The 26,564-nt window shown below is 34.5% G+C and carries 24 protein-coding genes and 1 tRNA gene; 20 read left to right on the top strand and 5 right to left on the bottom strand.

Annotated features, from left to right (window positions below; genetic code table 11):
• The first annotated feature begins 18 nt into the window (after positions 1–18).
• The 6 genes from ACNQGJ_RS02455 to ACNQGJ_RS02430 all read left to right on the top strand — a co-directional run bounded on the left by ACNQGJ_RS02455 (position 19) and on the right by ACNQGJ_RS02430 (position 9,721).
• Positions 19–1,986: a glycoside hydrolase family 127 protein gene (locus ACNQGJ_RS02455; protein WP_417970413.1), complete on the top strand. Its 1,968-nt coding sequence runs from the start codon at positions 19–21 to the stop codon at positions 1,984–1,986.
• An 86-nt stretch (positions 1,987–2,072) separates the two neighbouring features.
• Positions 2,073–4,058, top strand: a complete 1,986-nt coding sequence (locus ACNQGJ_RS02450) for an alpha-L-arabinofuranosidase C-terminal domain-containing protein (protein WP_417970415.1) — start codon at positions 2,073–2,075, stop codon at positions 4,056–4,058.
• Between the two features lie 167 nt (positions 4,059–4,225).
• Complete coding sequence (locus ACNQGJ_RS02445; protein WP_417970417.1) at positions 4,226–5,917, top strand: ribulokinase; 1,692 nt, start codon at positions 4,226–4,228, stop codon at positions 5,915–5,917.
• The gene (locus ACNQGJ_RS02440; protein WP_417970419.1) at positions 5,901–6,602 is read left to right on the top strand and encodes an L-ribulose-5-phosphate 4-epimerase; all 702 of its coding nucleotides are present in this window, start codon (positions 5,901–5,903) and stop codon (positions 6,600–6,602) included. Before ACNQGJ_RS02445 ends, ACNQGJ_RS02440 begins: the two co-directional genes overlap by 17 nt.
• A gap of 176 nt (positions 6,603–6,778) precedes the next feature.
• Entirely contained in the window at positions 6,779–8,293 is a 1,515-nt protein-coding gene (gene araA, locus ACNQGJ_RS02435; RefSeq protein ID WP_417970421.1) for an L-arabinose isomerase, read from the top strand.
• A gap of 246 nt (positions 8,294–8,539) precedes the next feature.
• On the top strand, positions 8,540–9,721 hold the full coding sequence (locus tag ACNQGJ_RS02430; RefSeq protein WP_417970423.1) for an aldose epimerase family protein: 1,182 nt from the start codon (positions 8,540–8,542) through the stop codon (positions 9,719–9,721).
• Between the two features lie 405 nt (positions 9,722–10,126).
• Here the strand turns inward: ACNQGJ_RS02430 and ACNQGJ_RS02425 are convergent, their stop codons facing one another.
• The 4 genes from ACNQGJ_RS02425 to ACNQGJ_RS02410 form a co-directional block, all read right to left on the bottom strand.
• Positions 10,127–11,026: an alpha/beta hydrolase family protein gene (locus ACNQGJ_RS02425; protein ID WP_417970425.1), complete on the bottom strand. Its 900-nt coding sequence runs from the start codon at positions 11,024–11,026 to the stop codon at positions 10,127–10,129.
• Positions 11,027–11,222: 196 nt separating this feature from the next.
• On the bottom strand, positions 11,223–11,708 hold the full coding sequence (locus ACNQGJ_RS02420; protein ID WP_417970427.1) for a DinB family protein: 486 nt from the start codon (positions 11,706–11,708) through the stop codon (positions 11,223–11,225).
• A gap of 296 nt (positions 11,709–12,004) precedes the next feature.
• A complete protein-coding gene (locus ACNQGJ_RS02415) occupies positions 12,005–12,676 on the bottom strand; it encodes a hypothetical protein (RefSeq protein ID WP_417970429.1) in 672 nt (223 codons plus the stop codon).
• A gap of 345 nt (positions 12,677–13,021) precedes the next feature.
• Positions 13,022–14,941, bottom strand: a complete 1,920-nt coding sequence (locus tag ACNQGJ_RS02410) for a glycoside hydrolase family 97 protein (protein WP_417970431.1) — start codon at positions 14,939–14,941, stop codon at positions 13,022–13,024.
• Positions 14,942–15,418: 477 nt separating this feature from the next.
• Here ACNQGJ_RS02410 and ACNQGJ_RS02405 point away from each other — a divergent pair, with 477 nt between their 5' ends.
• The 11 genes from ACNQGJ_RS02405 to ACNQGJ_RS02355 all read left to right on the top strand — a co-directional run bounded on the left by ACNQGJ_RS02405 (position 15,419) and on the right by ACNQGJ_RS02355 (position 23,408).
• Positions 15,419–16,738 (top strand): phage integrase SAM-like domain-containing protein, encoded by a 1,320-nt coding sequence (locus ACNQGJ_RS02405; RefSeq protein ID WP_417970433.1) that lies wholly within the window; start codon positions 15,419–15,421, stop codon positions 16,736–16,738.
• Between the two features lie 425 nt (positions 16,739–17,163).
• On the top strand, positions 17,164–17,364 hold the full coding sequence (locus ACNQGJ_RS02400; protein WP_417970435.1) for a hypothetical protein: 201 nt from the start codon (positions 17,164–17,166) through the stop codon (positions 17,362–17,364).
• 19 nt (positions 17,365–17,383) lie between these two features.
• Complete coding sequence (locus tag ACNQGJ_RS02395) at positions 17,384–17,617, top strand: hypothetical protein (protein ID WP_417970437.1); 234 nt, start codon at positions 17,384–17,386, stop codon at positions 17,615–17,617.
• 99 nt (positions 17,618–17,716) lie between these two features.
• Entirely contained in the window at positions 17,717–18,514 is a 798-nt protein-coding gene (locus ACNQGJ_RS02390; protein WP_417970439.1) for an RteC domain-containing protein, read from the top strand.
• A 118-nt stretch (positions 18,515–18,632) separates the two neighbouring features.
• The gene (locus ACNQGJ_RS02385) at positions 18,633–18,911 is read left to right on the top strand and encodes a helix-turn-helix domain-containing protein (protein WP_417970441.1); all 279 of its coding nucleotides are present in this window, start codon (positions 18,633–18,635) and stop codon (positions 18,909–18,911) included.
• Positions 18,912–18,915: 4 nt separating this feature from the next.
• Positions 18,916–19,311: a hypothetical protein gene (locus tag ACNQGJ_RS02380; protein ID WP_417970442.1), complete on the top strand. Its 396-nt coding sequence runs from the start codon at positions 18,916–18,918 to the stop codon at positions 19,309–19,311.
• A 359-nt stretch (positions 19,312–19,670) separates the two neighbouring features.
• On the top strand, positions 19,671–20,711 hold the full coding sequence (locus ACNQGJ_RS02375) for a hypothetical protein (protein WP_417970444.1): 1,041 nt from the start codon (positions 19,671–19,673) through the stop codon (positions 20,709–20,711).
• A gap of 9 nt (positions 20,712–20,720) precedes the next feature.
• Positions 20,721–21,062 carry a hypothetical protein gene (locus tag ACNQGJ_RS02370; protein ID WP_417970446.1) on the top strand — a complete coding sequence of 114 codons (342 nt, stop codon included), beginning with the start codon at positions 20,721–20,723 and terminating at the stop codon, positions 21,060–21,062.
• A 236-nt stretch (positions 21,063–21,298) separates the two neighbouring features.
• Positions 21,299–22,033, top strand: coding sequence for a hypothetical protein (locus ACNQGJ_RS02365; protein WP_417970447.1), 735 nt, complete (start codon positions 21,299–21,301; stop codon positions 22,031–22,033).
• Between the two features lie 420 nt (positions 22,034–22,453).
• Positions 22,454–23,014 carry a Panacea domain-containing protein gene (locus tag ACNQGJ_RS02360; RefSeq protein ID WP_417970449.1) on the top strand — a complete coding sequence of 187 codons (561 nt, stop codon included), beginning with the start codon at positions 22,454–22,456 and terminating at the stop codon, positions 23,012–23,014.
• Entirely contained in the window at positions 23,001–23,408 is a 408-nt protein-coding gene (locus ACNQGJ_RS02355; RefSeq protein WP_417970451.1) for a hypothetical protein, read from the top strand. The genes ACNQGJ_RS02360 and ACNQGJ_RS02355 overlap by 14 nt, the downstream gene beginning before the upstream one ends.
• A 160-nt stretch (positions 23,409–23,568) precedes the next feature.
• Here the strand turns inward: ACNQGJ_RS02355 and ACNQGJ_RS02350 are convergent.
• A tRNA-Leu gene (locus tag ACNQGJ_RS02350) sits at positions 23,569–23,648 on the bottom strand.
• A 290-nt stretch (positions 23,649–23,938) separates the two neighbouring features.
• Here ACNQGJ_RS02350 and ACNQGJ_RS02345 point away from each other — a divergent pair.
• The 3 genes from ACNQGJ_RS02345 to pth all read left to right on the top strand — a co-directional run bounded on the left by ACNQGJ_RS02345 (position 23,939) and on the right by pth (position 26,562).
• On the top strand, positions 23,939–24,880 hold the full coding sequence (locus ACNQGJ_RS02345; protein ID WP_417970453.1) for a ribose-phosphate pyrophosphokinase: 942 nt from the start codon (positions 23,939–23,941) through the stop codon (positions 24,878–24,880).
• A gap of 106 nt (positions 24,881–24,986) precedes the next feature.
• Positions 24,987–25,598, top strand: a complete 612-nt coding sequence (locus ACNQGJ_RS02340; RefSeq protein WP_417970455.1) for a 50S ribosomal protein L25/general stress protein Ctc — start codon at positions 24,987–24,989, stop codon at positions 25,596–25,598.
• Between the two features lie 289 nt (positions 25,599–25,887).
• A complete protein-coding gene (gene pth, locus ACNQGJ_RS02335; RefSeq protein ID WP_417970457.1) occupies positions 25,888–26,562 on the top strand; it encodes an aminoacyl-tRNA hydrolase in 675 nt (224 codons plus the stop codon).
• Positions 26,563–26,564: the final 2 nt, after the last annotated feature.

The following is a 26,564-nucleotide window of genomic DNA, read 5'->3' as shown; positions in this document are numbered from 1 at the left end:
CAGATTAATAGTAGGCAAATGAACTTTGTAAAAAACATAATACTAGCCGTTTCGATTTTGATGTCCGTTTATGGACAAAGCCAACAACGTTCCAAAAAATCGAATTCAACCAAAAAAACAGGCTATAACATAACTCCGGTAAACATTCAAAATGTAAAAGTTACCGATGCGTTCTGGTTGCCAATAATAAAAAAGGTACAGGAAAAAACCATCGAATACGCCATTCAAAAATGTCAAGAGGAAGGTCGCATGGACAACTTCCTAATTGCAGGTGGTAAAATGAAAGGAACCGTAAAAGGACAAATGCCTTTTGACGATACCGATGTGTATAAATTTATCGAAGGAGCTTCAAATACATTAATTAGTGAACCCAATCCAAAACTTGAAATACTATTAGATTCACTGATTAGCATTGTAAAAATTGGTCAGGAAAAAGACGGGTACTTAACCACGTGGAGAACCATTAACCCAGCCAAGCCGCCAGCTCCATGGGTTCCTGTAATCGAAGGAAAACGTTGGGAATCCTTACAAATCAGTCATGAATTATACAATTCAGGTCATTTAATTGAAGCAGCTGTAGTACATTACGAAGCTACTGGAAAGAAAAACTTCTTAACTATTGCTCTCAAAAATGCGGATATGTTAGTGCGTACTTTTGGCGACAGAGCAGACCAAGTTCATGGTGTTCCCGGACATCAAATCGTAGAAACTGGTTTAGTAAAATTATACCACGTTACCAATAATAAAGCCTATCTAAATCTGGCAAAATACTTTTTGGACAACCGCGGAAATCCAAAAAATCACACTTTATATGGCGCATACTCTCAAGATGACATTCCTGTTATTCAACAAAAAGAGGCGGTGGGTCATGCCGTAAGAGCCGTTTATATGTATGCCGGAATGACGGACATTGCCGCTCTAAAAAATGACGCATCTTACCTAAATGCCGTGAATCATTTGTGGAGCAATATGGTTAACAAAAAAACATACATCACAGGAGGCATCGGAGCTAAACACGACGGAGAAGCCTTTGGAGAAAATTACGAATTGCCAAATCTAACCGCTTACAACGAAACTTGTGCTGCTATTGGCAATGTGTATTGGAACCACAGACTGCATAGTTTATCCGGAAGTTCGGATTATTTTGATGTAATTGAGCGCTCTTTATACAACGGATTGATTTCGGGATTGTCATTGGACGGAAAAAAATTCTTTTATCCAAATGCATTGGAATCGGATGGTGTTTATAAATTCAATCGTGGTGAATGTACCCGTCAGTCGTGGTTTGATTGTTCTTGTTGTCCAACAAATTTGATTCGGTTTATTCCTTCGATTCCGGGATTGATTTATTCTAAAAGTAAAGACGTGCTTTATGTGAATTTATACGCTTCGAATACGGCAAAAATAACATTGGATAAGACCGATTTACAAATTTCACAACAAACCAATTATCCTTGGGACGGTAAAGTTGCTCTTACTGTTTCTCCAAAAAAAGAAAATGAATTTACTATAAAATTACGTATCCCAAGTTGGGCTAGAAATCAAGTTTTACCTGGAGATTTATATACTTACGCAACTACCTCAACTGCAAAAACAACTGTTACTATAAACGGAAAAGCATTTGCATACCAAGAAGACAAAGGATATATCACTATTACCAAAAAATGGAAAAAAGGAGAAATAATTGTCCTGAATTTCCCAATGGAAGTAAAACAAGTGGTGACCAATACTAAAGTGGAAGGCAACAAAGGAAAAGTCGCTTTGGAATATGGACCAATTGTATATGCGATTGAAGAAGCGGACAACGCAACTAATTTTGACGCTATAACTATCAGTGCAAACGATACTTTTAAAGTTAAAAAAGAGGAAATTATTTTAGAAGGCGTAAATACAATCCAAACGCAAAATTTAAAAGCCATTCCCTATTATTCCTGGTCAAACAGAGGCGTTGGGAAAATGAAAGTTTGGATTGATTATAAAAAGTAAAAAAAAATTAAGATAACAGATGAATCATTAAAGTATAAAGTTCAATTCCAACAACTTTAAACTTTAAACCATAAAAAAGAATAAAAATGAAACCCAATTTAATTACCAAAATTACCCTTTGTGGGCTTTTACTAAATGGCTTATATGCCAATGCACAAAAAACAAATCTGGAAGTTAATACCGCTACTACGGTAACTAAAATTCAACCAACGATGTACGGTGTGTTTTTTGAAGACATCAACTTTGCTGCCGATGGTGGTTTGTATGCCGAAATGATTAAAAACCGTTCATTTGAATTTGAAGCACCGCTTATGGGTTGGGAACAACCAAATAGTGACAAACATTCTTTCAATACTGCATCCGGAATTGCAACAACTGTCAAGGCAATGGAAAACAAAACCAATCCCAGTTTTTGCAGGGTATTAATCAATGATGCCAAAGGGTTTTCGATGATAAACGAAGGATTCCGTGGTATGGGAATTAAGAAAGATGCCAAATACAATCTTTCGCTAAAAGCGGCAAATCACAACGGCGCTATCAAAAAAATCATCATTCAATTTATTGATAAAAACAAAAAAGTATTAGGCGAAACCAGCATTGTTCCAACATCAAACGACTGGAAAGGTTATACAGCTCAATTTACTGCTACTCAAACCGAGGCAAAAGCACAATTGAAAATCTCCTTCGAAGGAAATGGAACCATCGATTTAGACATGATTTCTCTGTTTCCGGAAGACACTTGGATGAACAGAAAAAACGGAATGCGTAAAGACATTGTGCAACTTTTGTATGATATGAAACCTGGATTTTTGAGATTCCCTGGAGGTTGTATTGTGGAGGGAAGAACTTTGGCACAACGTTACCAATGGAAAAAAACCGTGGGCGATGTGGAGCAAAGAGAAACCTTGGTAAACCGCTGGAACACCGAATTCACTCACAAACCGGCACCGGATTATTTTCAGACTTTTGGATTGGGATTCTTTGAATATTTCCAACTTTCGGAAGATTTAGGTGCGCAGCCGTTGCCTATTTTAAGCTGTGGAATGGCGTGTCAGTTCAATACAGGAGAATTAGTTCCAATGGAAGAATTAGATCCTTACGTGCAGGATGCATTGGATTTAATTGAATTTGCAAATGGCGGCACAGAAACTCCTTGGGGAAGAGTCCGCTCTGAAATGGGACATCCAAAACCGTTCAACCTAAAATACATTGGTGTTGGAAACGAGCAATGGGGACCAGATTACATCGAAAGATACAAAGTATTTGAAAAAGCAATTAAAGCGAAATATCCAAAAATGATTATTGTTTCCGGAAGCGGTCCATTCCCGGAAGGAGATTATTTTGAATACGGCATGCAAGAACTTAAAAAATTGAATGCTGAAATCGTTGATGAGCATTATTACAAAAGCCCACAATGGTTTAGAGAAAATGCTACTCGTTATGACAGTTACGACCGAAAAGGTCCTAAAATTTTCGCAGGAGAATATGCGGCGCAAAGTGTAGCAATTGCAAGTCCTGACAACAGAAACAATTGGGAATGTGCTTTCTCTGAAGCTGCTTTTATGACTGGTTTAGAACGAAATGCTGAAGTGGTTAATTTAACTTCTTACGCACCTTTGATGGCTCATGAAGAAGCCTGGCAATGGACACCGGATTTACTTTGGTTCAACAATCTGGAAGCCTATGGTTCTGCTAATTATTATGTCCAAAAATTATTTGCCACCAATAGAGGAACCGATTTAATAGCAATTACCAAAGACGGAAAAGCAGTAACTGGACAAAACAATTTGTTTGCATCAGCGGTGAAAGATGTAAACTCTAAAGAAGTAATTGTAAAATTAGTGAACACAGCTGCGACTGCGCAAGAAGTAAATCTAGCTTTAAAAGGAATCAAATTACAAGCTAAAGGAACTATCATAACCCTTACAAGTCCAAACTTACAAGACGAGAATTCGTTTGCAAATCCAAAGAAAATAAGCCCGACAGAGAACAGCTTTAATTTAAAAGGGGACAAAGCGCAAACGAGCCTTCCACCCTATTCTGTGACTGTTATGAAGTTAAAAATGAAATAATCGCAATAGAATAAATGTATAGCAACGAATAATTATTTATTCAATTTGCAAACTGCTGTTTTTCTGCAGTTTTAATAAAAATTACACTGTTAAATTAAATTAAGTGTTTTTTATACACTTATAAATTATTTAGACTATATTTGTCATTACAATTAAAAGAATCTAGAATGAAAAATTATGTAATAGGGTTAGACTATGGAACAGATTCTGTTCGAGCGATGTTAATAGACACTGAAAATGGACAAGAAATAGCATCAAATGTGTGTCAATACAAGCGATGGGCAACCAAAGAATATTGTAACGCATCCCTAAATCAGTTTCGCCAGCATCCTTTAGATCATATCGAAGGGCTAGAGGCTACGATAAAATATGTGGTGCAAAACAGCAATACAGATCCTTCATTAATACGTAGCATTTGCATTGACACCACCGGTTCATCACCAGTACCCGTTACTAAAGATGGAATTCCTTTGGCTTTGACTGAAGGTTTTGAACATAATCCAAACGCGATGATGGTGTTGTGGAAAGATCATACTGCTATCAATGAAGCAAATGAAATCAATGAACTTGCCGAAAACTGGGGTGGAGAAAATTTCACCAAATATGTAGGTGGGATTTATTCATCGGAATGGTTTTGGGCAAAAATTTTACACATTGCAAAACAAGATGAAGCTGTAAAAAACGCTGCCTATACTTGGATGGAACATTGCGATTTGATGACGTATTTATTGATCGATAATAAAGATTTAAAATCATTTAAAAGAAGTCGTTGTGCCGCAGGTCATAAAGCCATGTGGCATGAAGACTGGAACGGTTTGCCTCCAGAAGAATTTTTAGAAAAACTACATCCTTATCTTGCTACTCTTCGTGGAAGATTATACGATGAAACCTATACGTCTGATTTAGTAGCCGGAAATTTAAGCCAAGAGTGGGCAACACGATTAGGTCTTACAACGGATACCATAATTGCTGTTGGAACATTCGACGCGCACTCTGGAGCGGTAGGAGCAAAAATCGAGGAAAACACTTTGGTTCGTGTGATGGGAACCTCAACCTGTGATATTATTGTAGCTTCGAAAGAGTCCATCGGAACAAAAACCGTTCGTGGCATCTGCGGACAAGTTGATGGTTCGGTACTACCAGGATATATAGGTCTTGAAGCAGGTCAATCTGCTTTTGGCGATTTATTAGCTTGGTACAAAGAGTTGCTACTTTGGCCAACAGATCATTTGTTGGCTACTTCTACCCTTTTGACAAATGACCAAAAAGAGCAATTGAAAGCTGAAATCAGTGACAATTTAATAGTTCAATTGACCGCCGAAGCAGAAAAAATTCCTTTATCCGAAAGTATCCCCATCGCTTTAGACTGGATTAATGGAAGAAGAACTCCAGATGCCAATCAGGGAATTAAAAGTGCTATCGCTAATTTGTCTTTGGGAACCAAAGCGCCACATTTATTCAAATCTTTGGTAAACGCCATCTGTTTTGGTTCTAAAAAAATTGTAGACCGTTTTGAAGAAGAAGGGGTGAAAATAAATAGTGTCATCGGCATTGGTGGTGTCGCGAGAAAATCGCCTTATATTATGCAAACTTTGGCTAATGTTTTGAACAAGCCTATTAAAATTGCGGCTTCAGATCAAACACCAGCTTTGGGCGCTGCAATATATGCCGCAGTTGCCGCCGGAATTTATCCGAATGTAATTGAAGCCAGTCAAAAAATGGGAAGTGATTTTGATGGGGAATATTTCCCGCAGTTAGACAAAGTAGCAGCTTATAACAAATTGCTTTTGACATATGACCAATTAAGTTCTTTTGCAGATCCATCTATTAAAAAACTACACCATGAGCAGTATGTATAATGCTTTAAAACAAGAATGTTACGACGCAAACATGCAATTGAATGCGCTGAATTTAGTAGTGTATACTTTTGGGAATGTGAGTGCCGTAGACAGGAAAAATGGTGTTTTTGCCATAAAACCCAGCGGTGTTCCTTACGAAGATTTAAAACCGGAAGATATTGTTATTGTTGATTTTGACAATAACATTATCGAAGGTACCATGCGTCCTTCATCGGATACAAAAACGCATGCCTATTTATATAAAAACTGGCCAAACATTGGCGGCGTGGCACACACTCACGCTACCTATTCTGTGGCGTGGGCACAAGCACAAAGAGACATTCCAATCTTTGGGACAACCCATGCCGATCATTTAACCAGCGATATTCCTTGTGCTGCGCCAATGGCTGACTCGCTTATCGAAGGGAATTACGAACACAATACCGGAATTCAAATTTTAGATTGTTTCAAAGAAAAAAATCTTTCGTACGAAGAGGTAGAAATGGTTCTCATAGGCAATCACGGTCCTTTTGCTTGGGGAAAGAACGCAGCAAAAGCAGTTTACAACAGTAAAGTTTTAGAGGTAATCGCCGAAATGGCAAACTTGACTTTGCAAATAAACCCGAACGCGCCAAGATTAAAAGATTCCTTAATAAAAAAACATTACGAACGTAAACACGGAAAAGATTCGTATTACGGACAATAATAGATTTTTGAATGATGATTAACGATTTTTGATTTCAGATTTTACAGCACTAGATTTCTCGTTTTATACGAGTCCAAACTTCTGAAATCAAAAATCTTAAATCATTTTATAACTCAATGTTATTTCCCAGAATAGATAAAATAATATTATTCAGTACTATATAAAATAATAAAATAATGATTGATATATCTCAAAAAGAAGTTTGGTTTGTAGTAGGCAGCCAAGAATTATACGGCGAAGAGACGCTTAGAAAAGTAGCCGAACATTCACAACACATTGCAAAAGGTTTAGACGCCTCATCGCATATTCCCGTAAAAATCGTGTATAAAGATGTGGTAAAATCACCTGCTCAAATTACTACTATCTGTTTAGAAGCTAATTCGAGCAAAAACTGTATTGGTATTATTGCTTGGATGCATACTTTTTCGCCCGCTAAAATGTGGATTGGAGGTTTAAGCATTCTTAAAAAACCGTTGTGCCATTTACATACGCAATTCAACGCTGAAATTCCATGGGCTTCTATGGATATGGATTTTATGAACTTAAATCAATCGGCTCACGGGGATAGAGAATTTGGTTTCATCATGTCTCGAATGCGTAAAAAACGCAAAGTGGTTGTTGGACATTGGGAAGACGAACGTGTCCAAAAAAAATTAGCTATTTGGTCCAGAGTGGTTTTAGGTTGGGATGAATTCCAAAACTTAAAAGTGGCAAGAATTGGAGACAATATGCGTGAAGTTGCAGTAACCGAAGGAGATAAAGTCGAAGCCCAAATCCGTTTTGGTTTTTCGGTAAATGGTTTCGACTCTTCGGATGTTACAAAACATATTGACATGGTTTCTGATGCTGACACGAATGCATTAGTTGCAATATATGAAGCTTCGTATACTTTGGCTCCAGCCCTTCAAAAAGGAGGAGAAAAAAGAGATTCATTAATAGAAGCTGCTAAAATAGAAATAGGACTTAGAGCTTTCCTGGAAGAAGGTGGTTTCAAAGCATTTACCGATACTTTCGAAAATTTGGGTACTTTAAAACAACTTCCTGGTATTGCAGTACAACGGTTGATGGCTGATGGATACGGTTTTGGTGGCGAAGGCGACTGGAAAACAGCGGCAATGCTTAGAGCAATGAAAGTTATGAATGTAGGTCTTGAAAACCAAGGCGGAACTTCATTCATGGAAGATTATACGTATCATTTCACTCCTGAAAAATCGTATGTTTTAGGTTCTCATATGCTCGAAATTTGTTCTTCTATTGCGGATGCAAAACCTTCTTGTGAAGTACATCCATTAGGAATTGGAGGAAAAGAAGATCCGGTTCGTTTGGTATTTAATGTAGCTGCAGGAAATGCCATTAATGCTTCCTTGATTGACATGGGAAACCGTTTCCGATTAATTGTAAACGAAGTAGAAGCAGTAGCGCCTATGGCAGACCTGCCTAAACTTCCTGTTGCACGAGTATTGTGGGATTGCAAGCCTAACCTTGATATCGCAGCAACTACCTGGATATTAGCCGGTGGTGCGCATCATACGGTTTACAGCCAAGTCTTGACAACTGAATATATGGAAGATTTTGCCGATATTGCAGGAATAGAATTGCTTGTTATTGATGAGAAAACAACCATCAGAGATTTTAAGGATAAGATTAATGCAAACGAAGCCTATTATCATTTGTTTCAGCACGGGATGTAATTTAAGTCGAAAGTCTTAAAGTCGAATGTCATAAAGTCGGAAGTTGGAAAACACAGTTCTAAGTAACAACGATTGTGTAATGTCGTATTTTAATTAGACAAAATGATGCAACAGACTGGTTTTAAAATGCTTTTTACCATAGTACTCCTTTTTACTTTAAGACTTTATGACTTTCGACTTTAAGACTTTATGACTTTAAAAAACTTTACCTTTTGACTGCGATATTAACTAAAAAAACGAGTAATTATGAATGTATTAAAACGTTGCCTGTATGGGATTTCCATAGTAAGTTTGGCCAGTATGAATATTCAATGCAAAAGCGATAAAAAAGTGGAAGAAACTACTACAGAAGCAAAAGCTACAGCTGTGGTAACTATCGAAAAATCAGCTTATGGAACGACTCCAAAAGGCGAAAAAATTGACAGTTACAAGCTGAAAAATCAAAAAGGAATGGAAGTGGATATTATCACTTATGGTGGAATTATCTCTTCCTTGAAAGTACCAAACAAAGCCGGAAAATCGGAAGAAGTGGTGCTTGGGTTTAATTCTTTGGAACAATACATGAAACCCAATCCTTATTTTGGAGCCCTTATCGGAAGATACGGAAACCGAATTGCAAAGGGAAAATTTGCTTTGGACGGAAAAGAATATGCTTTGGCTGTCAACAACGATCCTAATGCTTTGCATGGAGGACCAGAAGGGTTTCATAGAGTGGTTTGGACTGCCGAAGAAGCAAAATCCGGAGACAATGCCTCTCTAAAATTGAAGTATGTGAGTAAAGATATGGAAGAAGGATATCCTGGAAACTTAACTGTTTTTGTTACTTACACGTTGAACAATGAAAACTCATTAGACGTGGTTTATGAAGCGACTACAGATAAGAAAACGGTGGTAAACTTAACACAGCATTCGTATTTTAACCTGTCTTCTAATTTTTCTAAACCAATTTTAGATCATGAAATCACTATTGATGCAGATAAATTAGTTCCGGTTGCAGCAACACTTATTCCAACAGGAAAATTGACCGATGTAACCAATACACCTTTTGATTTCAGAAAACCAAAAAAAGTAGGTGCACAAATCGAAGCGAAAGACGAACAATTGAAAAACGGATTGGGTTACGACCATTGTTGGGTACTGAACAATCAAGGCAAAGGAGACCGTTTTGCAGCCTCGGCTTATGATGCAGGAAGCGGAAGATTATTGGAAGTGTACACCGACCAACCGGGAATACAGTTCTATTCAGGGAACTTCTTAGACGGAACTTTACCCATGAGAAATGGCGGAACGTATGCTCGCAGAACTGGTTTTTGTTTAGAGACACAACACTATCCGGATTCTCCAAATCAAAAAGATTTTCCAACCACGGTCTTGAATCCAGGTGAAAATTATAAAACAAAAACAAGCTTTAAATTCTCGGTTAAATAAAATTTACTAACTACGTGTAGATTAGTTTCTATCCCATAAATAAGTTGATTGGTTTGGTTTAAATAGGGAACTAGTTAGTAACCCCGAAAGTAAAACTTTCGGGGTTTTTTTATGGCATTTGGCAATTTTTAAACTGCTATTTTAGTGTTGGGTTAAATGACTTTCTCCATAAAAAATGAGAGCCTACAGACCGTGCCTATTAAAATTTATAGCCATTTACTTTTGAGAGTGTTCACGAGCGGGACGCTCGCGCTAGCTTGCGGACAATAAATCCTCTTGAAATTCTCTATCATAATTTTACGGAAAATCCATTGTGTTAACGGACCTTCAATCGGTTCCGTTCAACAGGAATTTCATTGTTCGCGCTACGCACGCAACGAAATTCTAGCTGTTGTAAGCAGTGCTTTATTTTGATGATTTAAACTTCTTAATATTCAAAGCTTTCTGTTTTATCCATTGAATGGAAATATCAACAGTTTCTGTAATATCGACAGAAGAAGTATTGTGACCTAATGTTGAAAACAAGGTATATTCGAAAGGTTTGCCTTGAACTTTGAATGTATTTAGTTGCTCAATACATAACTTTACTGGAATTTGGATATCTTTCTCGCCAAAAAGCCAAAGCCCCGGAATTAAAAGTGTATTCAAAGAATTTTTCGGATCAGTTGCTGTAAACTGATACCTGTCAGAATCATTTTTGATATGTTCACGAGCTTCTGCTTCCATATGATTTTCCCAAAAGTTATTATTTCCGTTGGTGTAAAACTGAAATCGCAGTTGTTCTAGGGTTGTAATTGTCGGGCAACTAAATAAAACCATGAATTCTATTTGTGGATTTTTGCTTGCAGCAATTGGTATTATCCATCCTGCTTGACTGAAACCAACTAATCCAATAGGTATTTTTTTATCTTTCAAATAAGTTCGAAATATATTTACTGCTGCATTTGCATCTTGAGATAATAAATTAAGATTGGTAGTGTCAATATTATTCGTGCCAACAGATGGTCCTACATACACACCACCAGATTCTCCAACTCCACGTTTATCATATGTCAATACCGCAATACCTTCTTTGGCAAGACGTTTAGCAAATTCCATTTCTCTTTTTACAGGATCAGACCCATGAACAATTACAACTGCTGCAAATATTTTTTTAGGCGTTAAAATTGAGCCTGAAAGAGTGATACCCTGACTTTCAAACTTTACATTTTGAATGGTAAAGTCAGCCGATTGAGAAAATACCATTTCTGGTAAAGTTATTAATAGTAACCAAAGAAATAAGTTAGAAGAAAGGTTGATGTTCATTTTAGTTTAATATAAAACATTGCGTTAGGTTCTTGAACAGGTGTTAGCATTGCCTACAAACGTCACTCGGCTATGCTCGCGTTGCGGCTTGTTTAGCAGAGTATTTTCTGCAAGTTAGAAAGTTTATTGGAAAAGATAAGGTCCTCGGTTTGCAAAATGCAGCAATGGAGCTTAGCCAGTGTTGTAGGCACTTTTATTATTTATCCAATAGGATTAAAAATTTTTCGATTTGACGTCTATGTCTTAGCACATGAACAATTGCATGCTCCATCATTTGTTCAATATCGTATATTTGTCCCCAAGACGTAATTATCTTTTTGTCATCGTCAAATTCTTCTAGCTCAAAATCCGATATTTTTTCAAAAGTCTTATAAGTATATTGTACTAATGTATCAAGATCAGTTTCGTAATCCGCAATAGCTAAATGGAAAAGCTTTTTTGGTCTTTCTGCATTCTCATTTTTTAACTTTTGAATATACACGCAATATGCATATCCTGAATTAATAATATGTGAAAGCAAAGTCTGTATGGATTTGCAATCAGAATTTTCAGTTGTAAAATCGACAGTTTTGATTAAATAAGAATTTGGAATTTGACGAATAACATCTTTAAGCTGTCCAATTGTCCTAACATATTCTTCAAGTAAGGCGTTTACGGCATTCTGACTATTATTTTCATTCATCTATATTGTTCGATTTTGGTTCGGAAGTTCAAAAATTGCCTACAACCTCAGTCTGTGAAAAAACTAAATTGAACCTCTTGAGAATCTCATATTTGAGATTTTTCTTTGGTAGCCCTTCGAATACTTTCTAAATTTGAAGTAGTTTTTTCACAGCCTGAACGTCCCCGCGCTACAAGTAGTTTGGGACTAAATTAAGCCCTATTTTCGGATTTGCCAAATCTTCCAAATACAAAACCAACTTCAAATTAAGCCTATTGCCCAAATTGCTTGTAGCGTGTGTTGGCAGTAGTTTTTTTTTAAAATGTTGATGAATAATATTTAAATAATTCTGGATTTGAAGATAAACCAAATGCTTCTATTATTTGGCCTTTAAATTGTTCAATTTTTAAATTTTCCAAATCATCAATTCCTTGTAATATTCCATAATAGCAATAGTAGTTGTATCCTCCAAATCTTCCGTGATATTCAATTATTCCAAACCAACTATCCCTCATACTAATTTCGTGAATTATTTCATTGCTTTCGTTTTCATTGTCAAAAGTACCATCTACACAAAATTTTCCAATTATCGGTTTTTCAAGTTCAGAATCGGGTTTAATTAATTCTATTTTACTATCATTATAGCTAGAAATAATGATTGCTGATAATTGGTTATTTTGATGAATAATTTTTATAAAACAATTTTCAAATCGATACTCATTTATATTAATTATTAGGTCATTACCAAATAATTCATTTTCGTCAATAGTATGCGAGAAAAGAGGTAATCCAATTATTTCTTCTATTTTATTCATTGACATACCAATATGGATTGAATAAATAAAATCTTGAGGAATTATTTTTTTACTATCTTCTATTCTTTCTTTAATATGATTCTTCTTTTTCTTTTTTTCATTTGCTATTTGAATATAGTACACTACAAGTCCGCCAAGTGAACCACATATTAGGTTAATTATAAAATCTTTCATTTTTTCGCATTATTTCTGGTAAAATTACTGCCAACTTGTATATACACGAAACAAACCTTCGCATGTACACCCAAAAATGGGTAGATTGACGAAGGTTTGTTTCGCTTTATCTATTTTCAAATATATTAAAATTTTCTTACAAATTATAAAAATAGCCTCTTCATGTGTTGGAGTCATTTGACACTAACACTACTTAAAATCTAGATTAGAAATAAAGGTATTGGACATTGCAGGATTCTCTAGCCCTGATTGCAACGGAAATCCTTTTTATAATGCTGTCAGGGTTTACCCTGACAGCATTATAAAAAGATTGCAGTGTAAAGCGGGAAATAGCTCCTAAAAAAACTAAATCTTCACGACAAACCCACCATGGGGTTTCATAGTGACTTTTAGTTTGGTGCTTTTTGATACTGTTTTCTGCTGAAATCCGTTTTCGTCTTCAGCAATACTAAAACCTTTGGAATTAGTTACAAAAGATAAATCAATTTCTATTTCTTTGGCAGTGGTTTCCCCGTTAATTCCAACGATATGCCAAGTATTATCTTTCTTTCTGGCCATAATAATGTACTTACCCGGATAACCCGCAATAAATTTAGAATCATCCCAATTGGTTGGAATATCTTTTAAATAATCGACTACATAAGCAGGCATTTTAGCCATTCCGTCAGGCGTTTCGGCGATGTGTTGAATTCCGGATAAGAATAAAACGGGCAGGGCTAATTCAAATGCTGGAGTTGTTTTTCGGGTAATATTTGGAATAGAATCCAAAACCATGGGTGTGAAATCCATTGGGTCAAAAACATTTCGGGCAAAAGGAAGCATGGCACAATGTGTTGGGGCTAAATCAGCAATATCTTGGAAAAAAGTAATGTATTCATATCCTTTTACCGCTTCAGTCGTCAGCAAATTTGGATAGGTGCGTTGCCAACCTCTGGGTAAAGTTGCGCCGTGTAAATTAATCACTAATTTATGCGCCGCAGCATCGGTCAGCATATCATGGTAATACGCAATCATCGATTGTCCGTCGCCACCAAAGAAATCAACTTTGATTCCTGCTATTCCCATTTCGTTAAGTCTGGTAAACTCCCGAACTCTGTCAGCATGAGTAATCAATTTACTTTTTGGATGGTATTCCGTACTGTTCCAGGATCCTGATGAGTTGTACCAAACGAGTAATTTCACCTTTTTACCTTTGGCGTAAGCCGACAATTCTTTCATCTTTTCATCACCAATGCGGGTATCCCAATCGGCATCTATCAAGCAATACGGCCAATTCATAGCAGCGGCATAATCAATAAATTTACGAGTAGTTTCGTAATTAACCGATTCATCTTTTAGTAAAACCCAGCTCCAAGAGGCAATACCGCTTTTTATAAACGAAGGGTCGGCAACCGTTGACGGATCGGCTAGATCTGTTCCCATTGTACTTTCGGTAATCGTTTTGAGTGACCCAATAGTAATGATGCGCCAAGGCGTGTACCACGGCAAAACAGATTCAGGATTCAAAGCACCGTTAGGGAAAATTTCTTCTTTTTGAGGAAAAGTTACCTGCATTGCTTTGGCAGTATCGTTATATACCAATCGGCTGCCGCAATAATTGGCTTGCAATCCTGTTTCGGAAATCAAAACCCAAGTATCATTGGCTTGAAACAAAGCCGGATACACCCAACCTTCTCCAATCGAGGGTTTTGTATTTACGGGAACGCCCATCGCATAATGCTCTTCATAGGAAGGATTGGTTTCTTTCCAACCTGTTTTCGCTTTAGACATGGGTTGCAACCACGCTTTTGTGGTTGTGTCAAAATTATAAGTGGTTTTCTCTTCGACTATTTTTTTGATTGTTGTCGAAGTTTCCGGAAAATGGTATCGCAACGCAATTCCATCATGGGATATTTGAAAAATAATATCCATTGCTTCCCCTTTTTTGTTTTGCAAGCTAACGGTATATTGATTTGCTGAATAAGCGATTTTTTTTCGTTTCCCCTGCAACATCGAATAGTTGGATTGAATGGGTTTCGATTTAGAAACGGCCACAATTTTTAAATCGGTATAAAAATTGGCATCTTCTCTAATAATCCCCAAATCAGAAGTATTGATGACCAATTTATTTTTGGAGAAAACTTTGTAAGAAGGCGTTTTCTTTGAGTTGAGACTAAATTCAATTTTTATTGTTTTGTTGGAGTTGACAAAAGAATAGCCGATTGGTTTGCTTACAAATGAAGTCAAGGACAGCGCCAAGAAAGCTATTAGAACTATTTTTCTCATGATTAAGTGTTTTATTTACACTTACAAGGATACGAAAATAAAATTATATAGATAGCGATATCGATACAATTTTCTGACTCCATTTTGAATATCACAAAAAAACACTTGGAAATGAAAACACTTTCACTGAAAGGATAATCAAGTGATTAACATTGTTAAAATGAATGTTTTTAGAGAAAAAAAACATTTAAAACCAAAAAAACCGCTTCTTTCGAAGCGGTTTTTGTACCCGGAGCCGGAATTGAAACCCCTCAATCGTACATTTTTAACCACATCTCTAAATCATTACAAAAAAGCACCACAAACCCAATAATTTCAATGGTTTAAAAGACTTCACAGCCTACCTAACCAATAGAAACGAAATTGAATATAATTGAATATAATCTTAAAACGGTTTGGCAACGGTTTGGCAAGTTTGTGAAATGTATTACAAAATAGTATATCTTTGATTTGTTCAACCGTTCAAAAGTTCAAAACATGGCAACCGTAAATTTTAGATTAAGAAGTAAGGCAAATAAAAACGTTTCTATAAAGGTTTATTTGTCCACAGGACGTGGAAACGTCATTGAGTTAAATTCGGGGTTCTCTATTATCCCGAAAGATTGGAGCAAAGACACCGACCGCCCCAAACAAAACACCGCCGAAAATAAAATAATATTCAACAACCTTAAAAAGTTAGAATCTTACATTTTCGAAAACCTCAACACAGATTTAGGCAAAGGAATAGTAATAGACTCCTTTTGGCTCGAATCAAAAATCAATAATTGTTTTGAACGTGTACAAAAAACCGACGAGGGAATTATTACAAATTACATTCAAAACATAATCGACACCGCCGACACTCGAAAAGTAAAAGTAAAAGGAGGTTATAAACACGGACTTTCGTTAAGCAGAAAAAACAGTTACATAGCAACAAAAAATATCCTTAAAGAATACCAAAGCAAAAGCAAGAAACAAATACACTTTACAGACGTAAATCAGGCATTAATTGATAAGTTCGAACATTGGTTACTCAAAACCAAAAAGTACGCTGTAAACACAGCCTCAAAACACATAGCGAACATTAAAACGGCTTGCATCGAAGCGGAGAACAAAGGAATACAAGTTAATACGTATGCTAAACAAATAATCATAGCATCGGAAAGCGACGACGACCGATACATACAAACTTTATCTTTTGCCGAACTGCACGACATTAGGAAAGCAGACATAAAAAGCGAAGCCCACCAAAACGCCCGTAAATGGTTATTGATAGGGTGCGAGATTGGACAGCGTGGCGGGGATTTACTCGATATCACACCGGACAATGTTAGATACAAAGGCGGAAATATGTATTTAGACTTAATACAACAGAAAACAAAGAATCCCGTTACCATTGGAATTATCGCCCCACACGTTATTGACATAATAGAAAATAGTTTCCCTTATAAAATCACAACCCAAAAACTAAACGAACATATTAAAAAGGTCTGTGAAACTGCCAAAATAAACGCAATGACAGATGGCAAAATATTTGATGCAAAAACAGGACGAAAAGTATTTAACGCGTACGAGAAATACAAACTAATTACAACCCATTCCTTCAGAAGGAGTTTTTGTACTAACTATTACAAAAAAATACCAACACCGGTTTTAATGGGTATCAGCGGACATTCCAAAGAGTCTATTTTCAGAATTTACATTCAGGCTCCGGAAGACACAGACGAGAACGCCGATTTGTTTATGAAGTTTTACAACGATATGCATAAAGACAAAAAACCTGAAATGAAAGTAATAAAAAGCGGAACTAACAACTAAAACGCATTGAAACAATAAACACCGAAATCAAACAAACTATAGACTATTTCCCAACGGTGGCGGATGCGAACAATGGGTATAGACACCTCAACAGTATAAAGAATAAAGATTATATACTACAAGCAATAAATAAACGGTTTGCATTGTACAATTAATTATCAATTCAATAAAAGCAGTTGGGCTAAATTGTACCACTATTAAACAATTGTTATCTATATTTATAGAAATAAGGGCAGTATAAGACTATCTAACTAAAGCACAAGAGAATTTAAAATAAATTTGAAAAGAAAAACCAAAAAAAAGACCCCCCACCCATAATAGAAAGACTTTCGTTTTAAAAAGTAACACCCGTAAAACAGTATATAACCTATACCCCCTATTTGTAAACACAAAAATTAACCCTAATAAACTAAGGCACAAAAGAAATGAAATATACAATTGACCTAAACGAACAGCAAGTTGAAGTTCTTAAATCAATTTTGGCTCAAATTGGACCGACACAGTTTATTGTTGCTCCGACTTCGAAACCGAAGAAACTTTCTAAGACAGAGCAAATAATTCAAGACAGAAGAGAACATCGAGCAAACAAAGCAGCCAAGAAAAGAAATAACAATAATAATTCATAACCTAAAAAAACACAAAACCTTGAGAAATCTAAACCAAATTCAAAAAGAGTATTTAAAAACAGTTACCAACGTTGAGCAATTGAAAAAACTAAAAAAACAATTTACAGTAATAAACAAAGAGATTGCCGGTTTAACGGATGATCAAATTTATTGCCTTGATAATACGGTTTATACCGATAGTGCTAGGAAGAAATTAATCAAAATATTTAGAGAGGAAAATTTACTATCTAATCTCAATAAGTCAATCAATTAACAACTAGATAAACCCGTAAGGTATAATTAAAAAATCAAATAATTTGATTATGCCTAACGGTTTGAGATATGTTAAAAAAAATAAAGTAACAGGCAAAAAATGGATATAATAAAAACACCACAAGACAATATAGATGCATTTTTATACGACGAAATAAATATCAAAATACTAAAAGAATTTGGAGGTTCTGATAAAAGAAGGCCAGAAATATTAGATTTTTTTAATTTGTTGTTCACTGAGTTTGGGGTTTTTATTGAAAACGCCGAGAACTATTTATCTATCACAGATCATTTTTCTTTGCGTTACGAGTATTATCCAGCATCGGAAGAACTCAAAAGCAACCCAGAATTAGTAACGGATAGAATTGGTTTGTATTTAGCATTTATCGAACTACTAGATTTTCATTACCCAAAAGAAAAGAGAGAAGGGGTTTTTTTAAAATCTTGTGAACATATCGAGGAAGTACTTAATATGTACGATTATTTTTTAACGGAAAAAACGAACAAATCTTTAAAAAATGAAGGTGCAGACTTTCGTATAACTTCATCCATCATTCCTGCACAATTTGCCAAGATTCCGGCACAGGGCCAAAATTCGGATGCAATAAATGAACCTACACCCATACAGAAAGATAATACTTTACATTGGCAAGGTACACCCTTACAGTTTACAGAACTTGCAAAGGCATTATTTGAAACTAAATTAATCACTACATTAACGCAAAAGGAATTTTTTAAAAGAATGAAACTGTTTTTTAATGTTGCTGAATTTGACGAAAGTGATAAAATTAAAGAAATTGTCAACCGAACTAACACACCTACACCATTTATAAATACTTTAGAAATATCATTAAATAATTATAGAAACAATCAATTAGAAAAAAGAAAAACAAAGTAGACTTTAGACATATTTCAACCCTAAAACGTTAAATTATAACCCCACCAATTCCCCACTTGTGAATTGGTGGGGTTCTTGTTTCTATTTATTTGCATATCTAATTTAAACGATAAAAGATATGCAATCAATCCAATTCGTGGCAACAACACCACAGGAACTACAAAACCAAATTAACGATGGCGTTAAAACACAATTACAAGAGTTTTTAAAACACTTTGCTCCTATTCAGCCAAAGGAGTATTTAACAAGGGCGGAAGTATCAAAAATGTTGAGTGTAGATATTAGCACGGTGCATAACTGGTGCAAATCAAAACGACTAAATCCATTAGGAATTGGATCGCGTGTTTACTTCCTCCGTTCAGAAGTCGAAGGAAGTCTTAAACCTTTAAACGTTTAAGAGCATGAGTACAACAGGCAACATCCCTAAACCGATAACCCACATTTACAAAGAAATAAACGAGGGTAAATTTAAAACTACCAAACATTACGAACTTGTTGAGGTCGATAGCGAAAATCAAATACTTTCTAGTTTAATTAATATCGTCGTCGATAGAGGTTTTGCAAAATCGGCTCCTCACTTTTGGTTAAAAATCAGATCCGGTAAACGATGGGAAAACTTCACAGGCCTTTTTAAGACCTCTACTCCTGGAATTTACTTCGCCGACAAAGGCGTAAACAACCGAAAGGAAGATTTATTGATTGTTAAACTTTCGAACTACGAAAGAGAAATGACGGTTTACTACTTCAAGGACTATTATACAGCCAATCTAAGCGAAGTACTGAAATTAATAAACTAATACTGAAAACAAAAAAAACGAGCCTTGTTCAAGAGCTCGTTTGTACTTTGTTCAAAAGTTCAGTTTTTAACAGGCATTGTAAAAAACCATAACAAAGATAGTGAAAAATGATTGACTTTCTAAAACTAGACACAGACGATAAAATTATAATTAATTATTTTAAAACGAATCCGTTATTAGAATATATGAGTAATGAGAATATATTTAACCGATACGATCCCGAAGTATTAAATACCAAAGACAAGTACCAATACAAAGGGGTAATATTTTGTTTTTATGCTAACAAACGATTAAAAATTAGTTTCTTACCTCACTACCATTTTAACAGCAATTTGCACAATGCAAACGATTTTAATATAGTGAATTGTATAAAAATACTTTTAGAGTTTAAAAACACATTCAAAATAGATTGGGAAAAATTAAAAATAATAAATTTAGAATTTGGATTAAATATTGTTTCCCCAATATGTATAAAAGATTTAATTTCATTTTTAAGTTATCATGAGCAAAATTTATTTATTCCAAATCCGGAATATCAATTTAGCAAGCAAAGTCATTCATTTAATAAAACAACCGGCAGAGCAAATAATAATAAGATAGTAAAGGCATACGCAAAGGGTTTACAATTTCCGGAATTTTGCAACATCAATACATTAAGGTTTGAGGTGAAAAGCAGAGAAAGTGCATATATCAATAAATTAGAGATATTTAATTTATCCGACTTATTAAATGTAAGGGTTTACTATTTGTTAATTGATAAATTGATAACAGAGTTTCAAAATGTATTAATACTCTATGATAAAATTGATTTTACAAATTTGAATGTAAAAGAAGTTTCAAAATTAAACACTTTATTAACGCAGTCTCATTGGTATAGAATAAAACAAGACAACAAAAGGAATACATTTTATAAAGAGAAAATAAAGTATTATAAACTTATAGACAAAACAGGAAACCATTTAAAAAAACAATTAGAAAAAATCATATTTGAAAAACTAGAAGTATTAAAAAAAGGTGCGATTTCGACACCCCAAGAAAACAGTAAAAAAGGTGCGATTTCGACACTATATAATAGTCGAATACGCGCCCAAAACAATACTCAAAGCACTAAGATTAAAAATGTATTTTGCAAAGTGACCGGATTTAATATCTCCATGCAAAAAAGGAATAGTATTCAACTCTCTCATACTGGATTAAAATACTATTATAAAACAGATAAGCAAATCTTTGAACAAATCAAAAGACAATATTTGTCAAAACGTTGGCTGACGGCGGGTGCGGAAATACAAATAAAAGAGATTGCACACAATATCAGGAATAAAAGCAACAACACAACTAACAAGCAAAAAAAAATTTATCAACCAACCCAATTAAATGTTTTACACATATACGGGATTTAAAACAAAATAATGAATAAAAAATATACAGGAAAAGAACCAAACAAAATACTTTATCAAAAAACTGTTGATACAATTGAAAACAATATAAAATACAAGATTAAAAATTTGCGATTTGGAATGATTAAAAACATGCAGTACTATCCTGCTTTAGAAGTTATTAAGATTATTGATTATGCTGTTGATGGTTTAGAGGATCAAAAAATCAAAGAAAAAATTGAAGCAAATATAAAACACAAGATTGAAGATTTGAAGTTTTTAGCCGTTGAAAATACTCAGTACTATTCTGATCATGAAGTTATTAGGATTATTGATAATACCATTAATGATTTAGTAAGAAAGATATATTTTTAATATAATACGCATAACATCAGGAACACAAAGAGTAATAAGAATATTAAACAGGTTAAAATTTACCCTATTGAACAAGTTAATTTTCTACGCATTTTTAAAAATTACTAAAAGAAATATACAATAAGTCACTTTTTAAATATCACTAAAAGTGGGTATTGCAGTTCTTGTTTATTAATCGTTTATTTACTGATAAACAGAAAAGTACGCTTTGTTAATATTAATTTAAATCTTAAGAAATGAAAAAAGGAATATTAACACTAATTATGGTATTAGCAGTACAAAAAAGTTTCAGTCAGTATAGCACTTTAAATGTTAATGTAAGTAAGCCAAATCCAATGGGAGAGGCATTAAACAGAATTTCACAAGATGCAGTCGCAAATAGAATAGCAAGAGCAAATGAATCTGAGGCACAAGCCTCTAATAATTCCGCTTACAATGAGGCTCTAAAAAATAATTACTCTACAATAACTACTGATTATCTCATTAATAATTCAAATAATTACAAATATATTGTCATTGAAAATGTTGGGGGCTGGGCGCCTCACCTTAATAAAGCAGATTTGTTAGAAGCGTTAATAGGTGCAAAAAAATATATTATAATAGATGCGGCTAAAGATTATAATTCAAGAGATAAAGAAATTAAAAACGAAAAAAAAATACCGGATAATTTGATTAATAATAAAGAAGTTCTTTTTCTTAATTGGATGAGAGAAGATCAAGGTAACTATAATAGAATTACATTACTTTCAATTAAAAATGCAAAAGGCGAAATGGTTTATGAGTCTTTGTCTAAAAATTTGAGTCATGGGGAAATTTTAAAACCATTGATTTCAAATTATATTTACACTAAAGAACAAGCCTTATTGAAAATTGAGGATTTGAAAAAGTATTTAGATTTAGGATTAATAAATAAAGATGAATATGATATAAAAATTTCGGAGTTAAAACCAATTTTGTTGGGCAGTAACTAGAAATTAGAAAAAAAGCAATATTATTTTAAGTGACCCCATGTGATTTAGTTAGTAAAAGTGTAAGAGGATTCTAAGTAGGTAAAAGAAACAATAATTCAAGATAATTACTAAAATGAAAAAAGAATCAAAGGACATTAAACCACAACTCATAATCATGATAATAATAATAATCGCCATCTTATCCGCAGTTTGAAACATAAAAGCGAAACCTTTCAGAAATGAGAGGTTTTTATATTTAATCCAATTATTTTCTTTAAACTCATTCTAAATTACTGCCTTTAAAATGACAGTAAAAATCTGTAAACACATATAAACAAAGGAAAAGTAAATATTTCTTATTTAGAATAGGTTGTTTCTTTTGTTATGTCAAATACGACATAACAATTTTGGTGATGCAAATTTGTATATTTGTACCATACTATGAGAGACGACTTTAACATACAATTCAACGAGCGTAAAACTATAAATGCAGTTTTATATATTGTCGAAAGAATAGAAAGAAAAGATTTTCATAAAATTTTTAAAATTCTATATTTTTCCGACAGGGAATTATTTGCTGATTACGGAAGAACAATAAGCGGGGATCATTATATAGCAATGAATGCGGGTCCTGTACCTTCAAATCTTTATGATATTTTCAAATCTGTTCGAGGTGATGGTTTTTTTAAAGATGATGGTCGTTTTTCACAATATTTCGATGTCGTTGACAAAAACTTCGTTGTAAGTAAACAACAAGCCAATTTAAACACTCTTTCTAAAAAAGATATTGAATATTTAAACAATTCAATAACTAAATACGCTAATATGAGTTATGGTGCCATTAAAGACATATCACATGATTATGCGTGGGAAAATACCGTTAAAGATGATACAATGTCTTTTGAAAACATATTACTTGAAAGGGGAGAGAATGATGAGTATATCAATATGCTAAAAGATAGAGGTAATACTAAATTTAGTATAGAAAATGTCATCTGTTAATATTGGTGATGTTTTTGCAATAACATTTGAAAAAATAGACCACCCTAAGTATTGCATAATTACGGGAATAACATCTGAAGGGACATATACTTATTCAGTTTTTATAAATTCAAGTATTGATTTTATAACCAGAGTTAAACCTCATTTACTACCATTACAAATAAAAATAACTCAAAATAAAAATCGATTTTTAAGCCACGATTCTTTTGTTGGGTGTGAACATTATGAAATAATATCACAAACACAATTAAACAACCTGTATCAAAATAAATTTTGTAGATGTTTAGGCAGTTTAGATCCTGATGATTTAGTTAAAATTAAAGATACAATTGTTAATAGTGAATTGCTATCCCCTGAAGAACTACAATATTATTTCCAAATTCCAATAACGTAACGATTTAAAAATATAAAACCACTCCTAATCGAGTGGTTTTTTTAAATCAAAAAAGGAATAAATTTTTTGAATTTTCAAAATGGTTTGGCATTGGTTTGGCAATCAGAATAAAAAAAGCCCGTAAAGTATTGACAAACAATACTATTACGGACTTTTAATGTACCCGGAGCCGGAGTCGAACCGGCACGGTTTCCCACAGGTGTTTGAGACCAGCGCGTCTACCAATTCCGCCATCCGGGCTTAGCTAGACATGAAATAACAACAGTTATTTCAACGCAATAAAAGAGGTGATTGTGTTTAAATCAACCATCAATTCCTTTAACACGGTGCAAATGTAAAAAATAATATTAAATGTTCAACTAAAAATACTTAATTTTTTCCTTTCAGAGTTGAATAAATTTTATAAATTTGCACCTCGTTAAAAACACAACACACAACTAACTACACCCGAGGCGTATACAAACATCAGGCTTTATACGAATTAAAAAGCCAAATTGTATGGAGCGCAGCGGAATAAAACAACAAATTAAATGTCACACCTAGAACCAGAAGCTAAAATTTTTGCTTGTTCACAAAGTGTCTATCTTGCAGAAAAAATAGCAGAGCAGTACGGAATTCCTTTAGGGAAAATTACCATGTCAAAGTACAGCGACGGTGAATTTCAGCCTTCTTATGAAGAGTCTATCAGGGGTTTACGCGTTTTCATTGTTTGTTCTACTTTTCCAACTGCTGATAATTTAATGGAAATGTTACTAATGATTGATGCTGCAAAACGCGCTTCGGCAAGACACATTACCGCAGTAATACCGTACTTTGGCTGGGCAAGACAAGATAGAAAAGACAAGCCGAGAGTTCCGATAGGAGCTAAATTAGTCGCTAATTTATTAGATGCTGCAGGCGCAACGAGAGTAATGACAATGGATTTGCACGCCGACCAAATTCAAGGATTCTTTGAAAAACCGGTAGACCATCTTTTTGCATCGACAATATTTATGCCGTATGTTAAAAGTTTAGGATTGGACAATTTGACGATTGCTTCTCCAGATATGGGTGGTTCAAAAAGAGCGTATGCCTACTCTAAATTTTTAGAATCTGACGTAGTAATTTGTTACAAACAAAGAAAAGAAGCCAACATTATTGACACCATGGAATTAATTGGTGAGGTAAAAGGCCGAAATGTAATCTTAGTAGATGACATGATTGACACCGGAGGCACTTTGGCGAAAGCCGCAGATTTAATGATCGAAAAAGGAGCATTGAGCGTAAGAGCGATTTGTACCCACGCGATCTTATCTGGTGATGCTTACGAAAAAATAGAAAATTCTAAATTATTAGAATTAATAGTTACCGATACTATTCCGTTAAAGAAAGAATCAAAAAAAATAAGAGTGTTGAGTTGTGCACCTCTTTTTGCTGAAGTCATGCACATGGTGCACCACAACAATTCCATTAGTGGAAAATTTATAATGTAATGCATTAGACGTAAAGTCAAATGTTTTGAAGTTATAAAGTCATGCTGATAGCCAAAAGCTAAAAGCCAATCAAGTAATATTATTTAATAACTATATTTTTTTTACAATGAAATCGATTACAATTAAAGGATCAGAAAGAGAAAGCGTGGGTAAAGTAGCAACTAAAGCCCTACGTAATGCTGGATTGGTTCCTTGCGTATTATACGGAGGAAATCAGGCAGTTCATTTCTCAGCAGAAGTTATGGCTTTCAAAAACTTGGTTTACACTCCAAACGCTCACACAGTTGAGATCGATCTTGGTGAAGGAAAATCATTTAACGCAATTTTACAAGACATTCAGGTTCACCCGGTGTCTGACAAGATTTTACACATTGATTTCTTTCAATTATTTGATGACAAAGAAATTACTATGGAAGTTCCAGTAAAAATCGTTGGTAACTCTAAAGGAGTTATGGCTGGTGGAGATTTACGTTTGAACACACGTAAACTTAAAGTAAAAGCATTGCCGAAAAATCTTCCAGATTTTATCGAAGCTGATATTACTGCACTAGACATGGGTAACAAACTATATGTTACTAAAGTGGCTTCTCCAGACTACAAAATCATGCACCCAGACAACACAGTAATTTGTCAAGTGAAGATTTCTCGTGCTGCTATGAAAGCAGCTCAAGAGGCAGCAAAAGCAGCGAAAGCTCCAGTAAAAGGAAAGAAAAAATAATATTTTTTCAATCATTCAAGAAAGCATCAGTTGTAAAACTGGTGCTTTTTTTATTTAATCTGAACTCGTTTCAGATTCTATTTAGTAGCACGGCTATGCGTTTTCAGAACAACACTCCTCCTGCTGTCCATTCTATCTTTTTATCCTGAACTTGTTTCAGGATCCTGAAACAAGTTCAGGATAAAAAGGATGCCACTCCCATCAGGGCTACTCAGAACTATTTTGTTCTCAATAGCGATTTTCTACAAATCTAATAGTCCGATACTCTAATTAAGTCTATTTTTGCAACATGATAAAATGGATTTCAAATTTATTCTCATCAACAAAAAAAGAAAACAATACGGATTGTATAAAACCAGAGGTTCACGAACACCAAAAAAACAATACAGAAAGCGTGAGTAATAAATTTTTAATAGTAGGACTCGGTAACATTGGCGCCGAATATGTAAACACAAGACACAACATCGGTTTTAAAATAGTCGATTTTTTGGCTCGTAATGAAGGAATCTCTTTTGAAACGGTAAAATTGGGCGCAGTGGCTGAATATAAATTTAAAGGGAAAAAATTTTTCCTTTTAAAACCAAACACGTTCATGAATTTGAGTGGCAAAGCAGTACAATATTGGATGACGGCAGCAAACATCCCTTTGGAAAATATCTTAGTCATCACGGATGATCTAAATCTTTCCTTTGGCACCATACGTATCAAACCGAAAGGAAGCGATGGCGGACACAACGGATTAAAGAACATCAATCTTGTCCTGAATACGCAAAACTACACTCGATTCCGTTTTGGGATCAGCGACGAATTTAAAAAAGGAAAACAAGTGGATTACGTACTGGGAGATTGGGATGATGCAGAGAAATTGGCACTTCCAGAACGATTAGAACTCGCCTCAGAGATTATAAAATCATTTGGAACCGCTGGCTTAGAAAACACTATGACCGCATTTAACGGCAAATAAAA

Origin of the sequence: Flavobacterium cryophilum (assembly GCF_048286555.1) — a bacterium.
Classification (GTDB): domain Bacteria; phylum Bacteroidota; class Bacteroidia; order Flavobacteriales; family Flavobacteriaceae; genus Flavobacterium.
The sequence above is the reverse complement of the archived record's forward strand: the minus strand, read 5'-3'. Positions and strand labels throughout refer to the sequence as shown.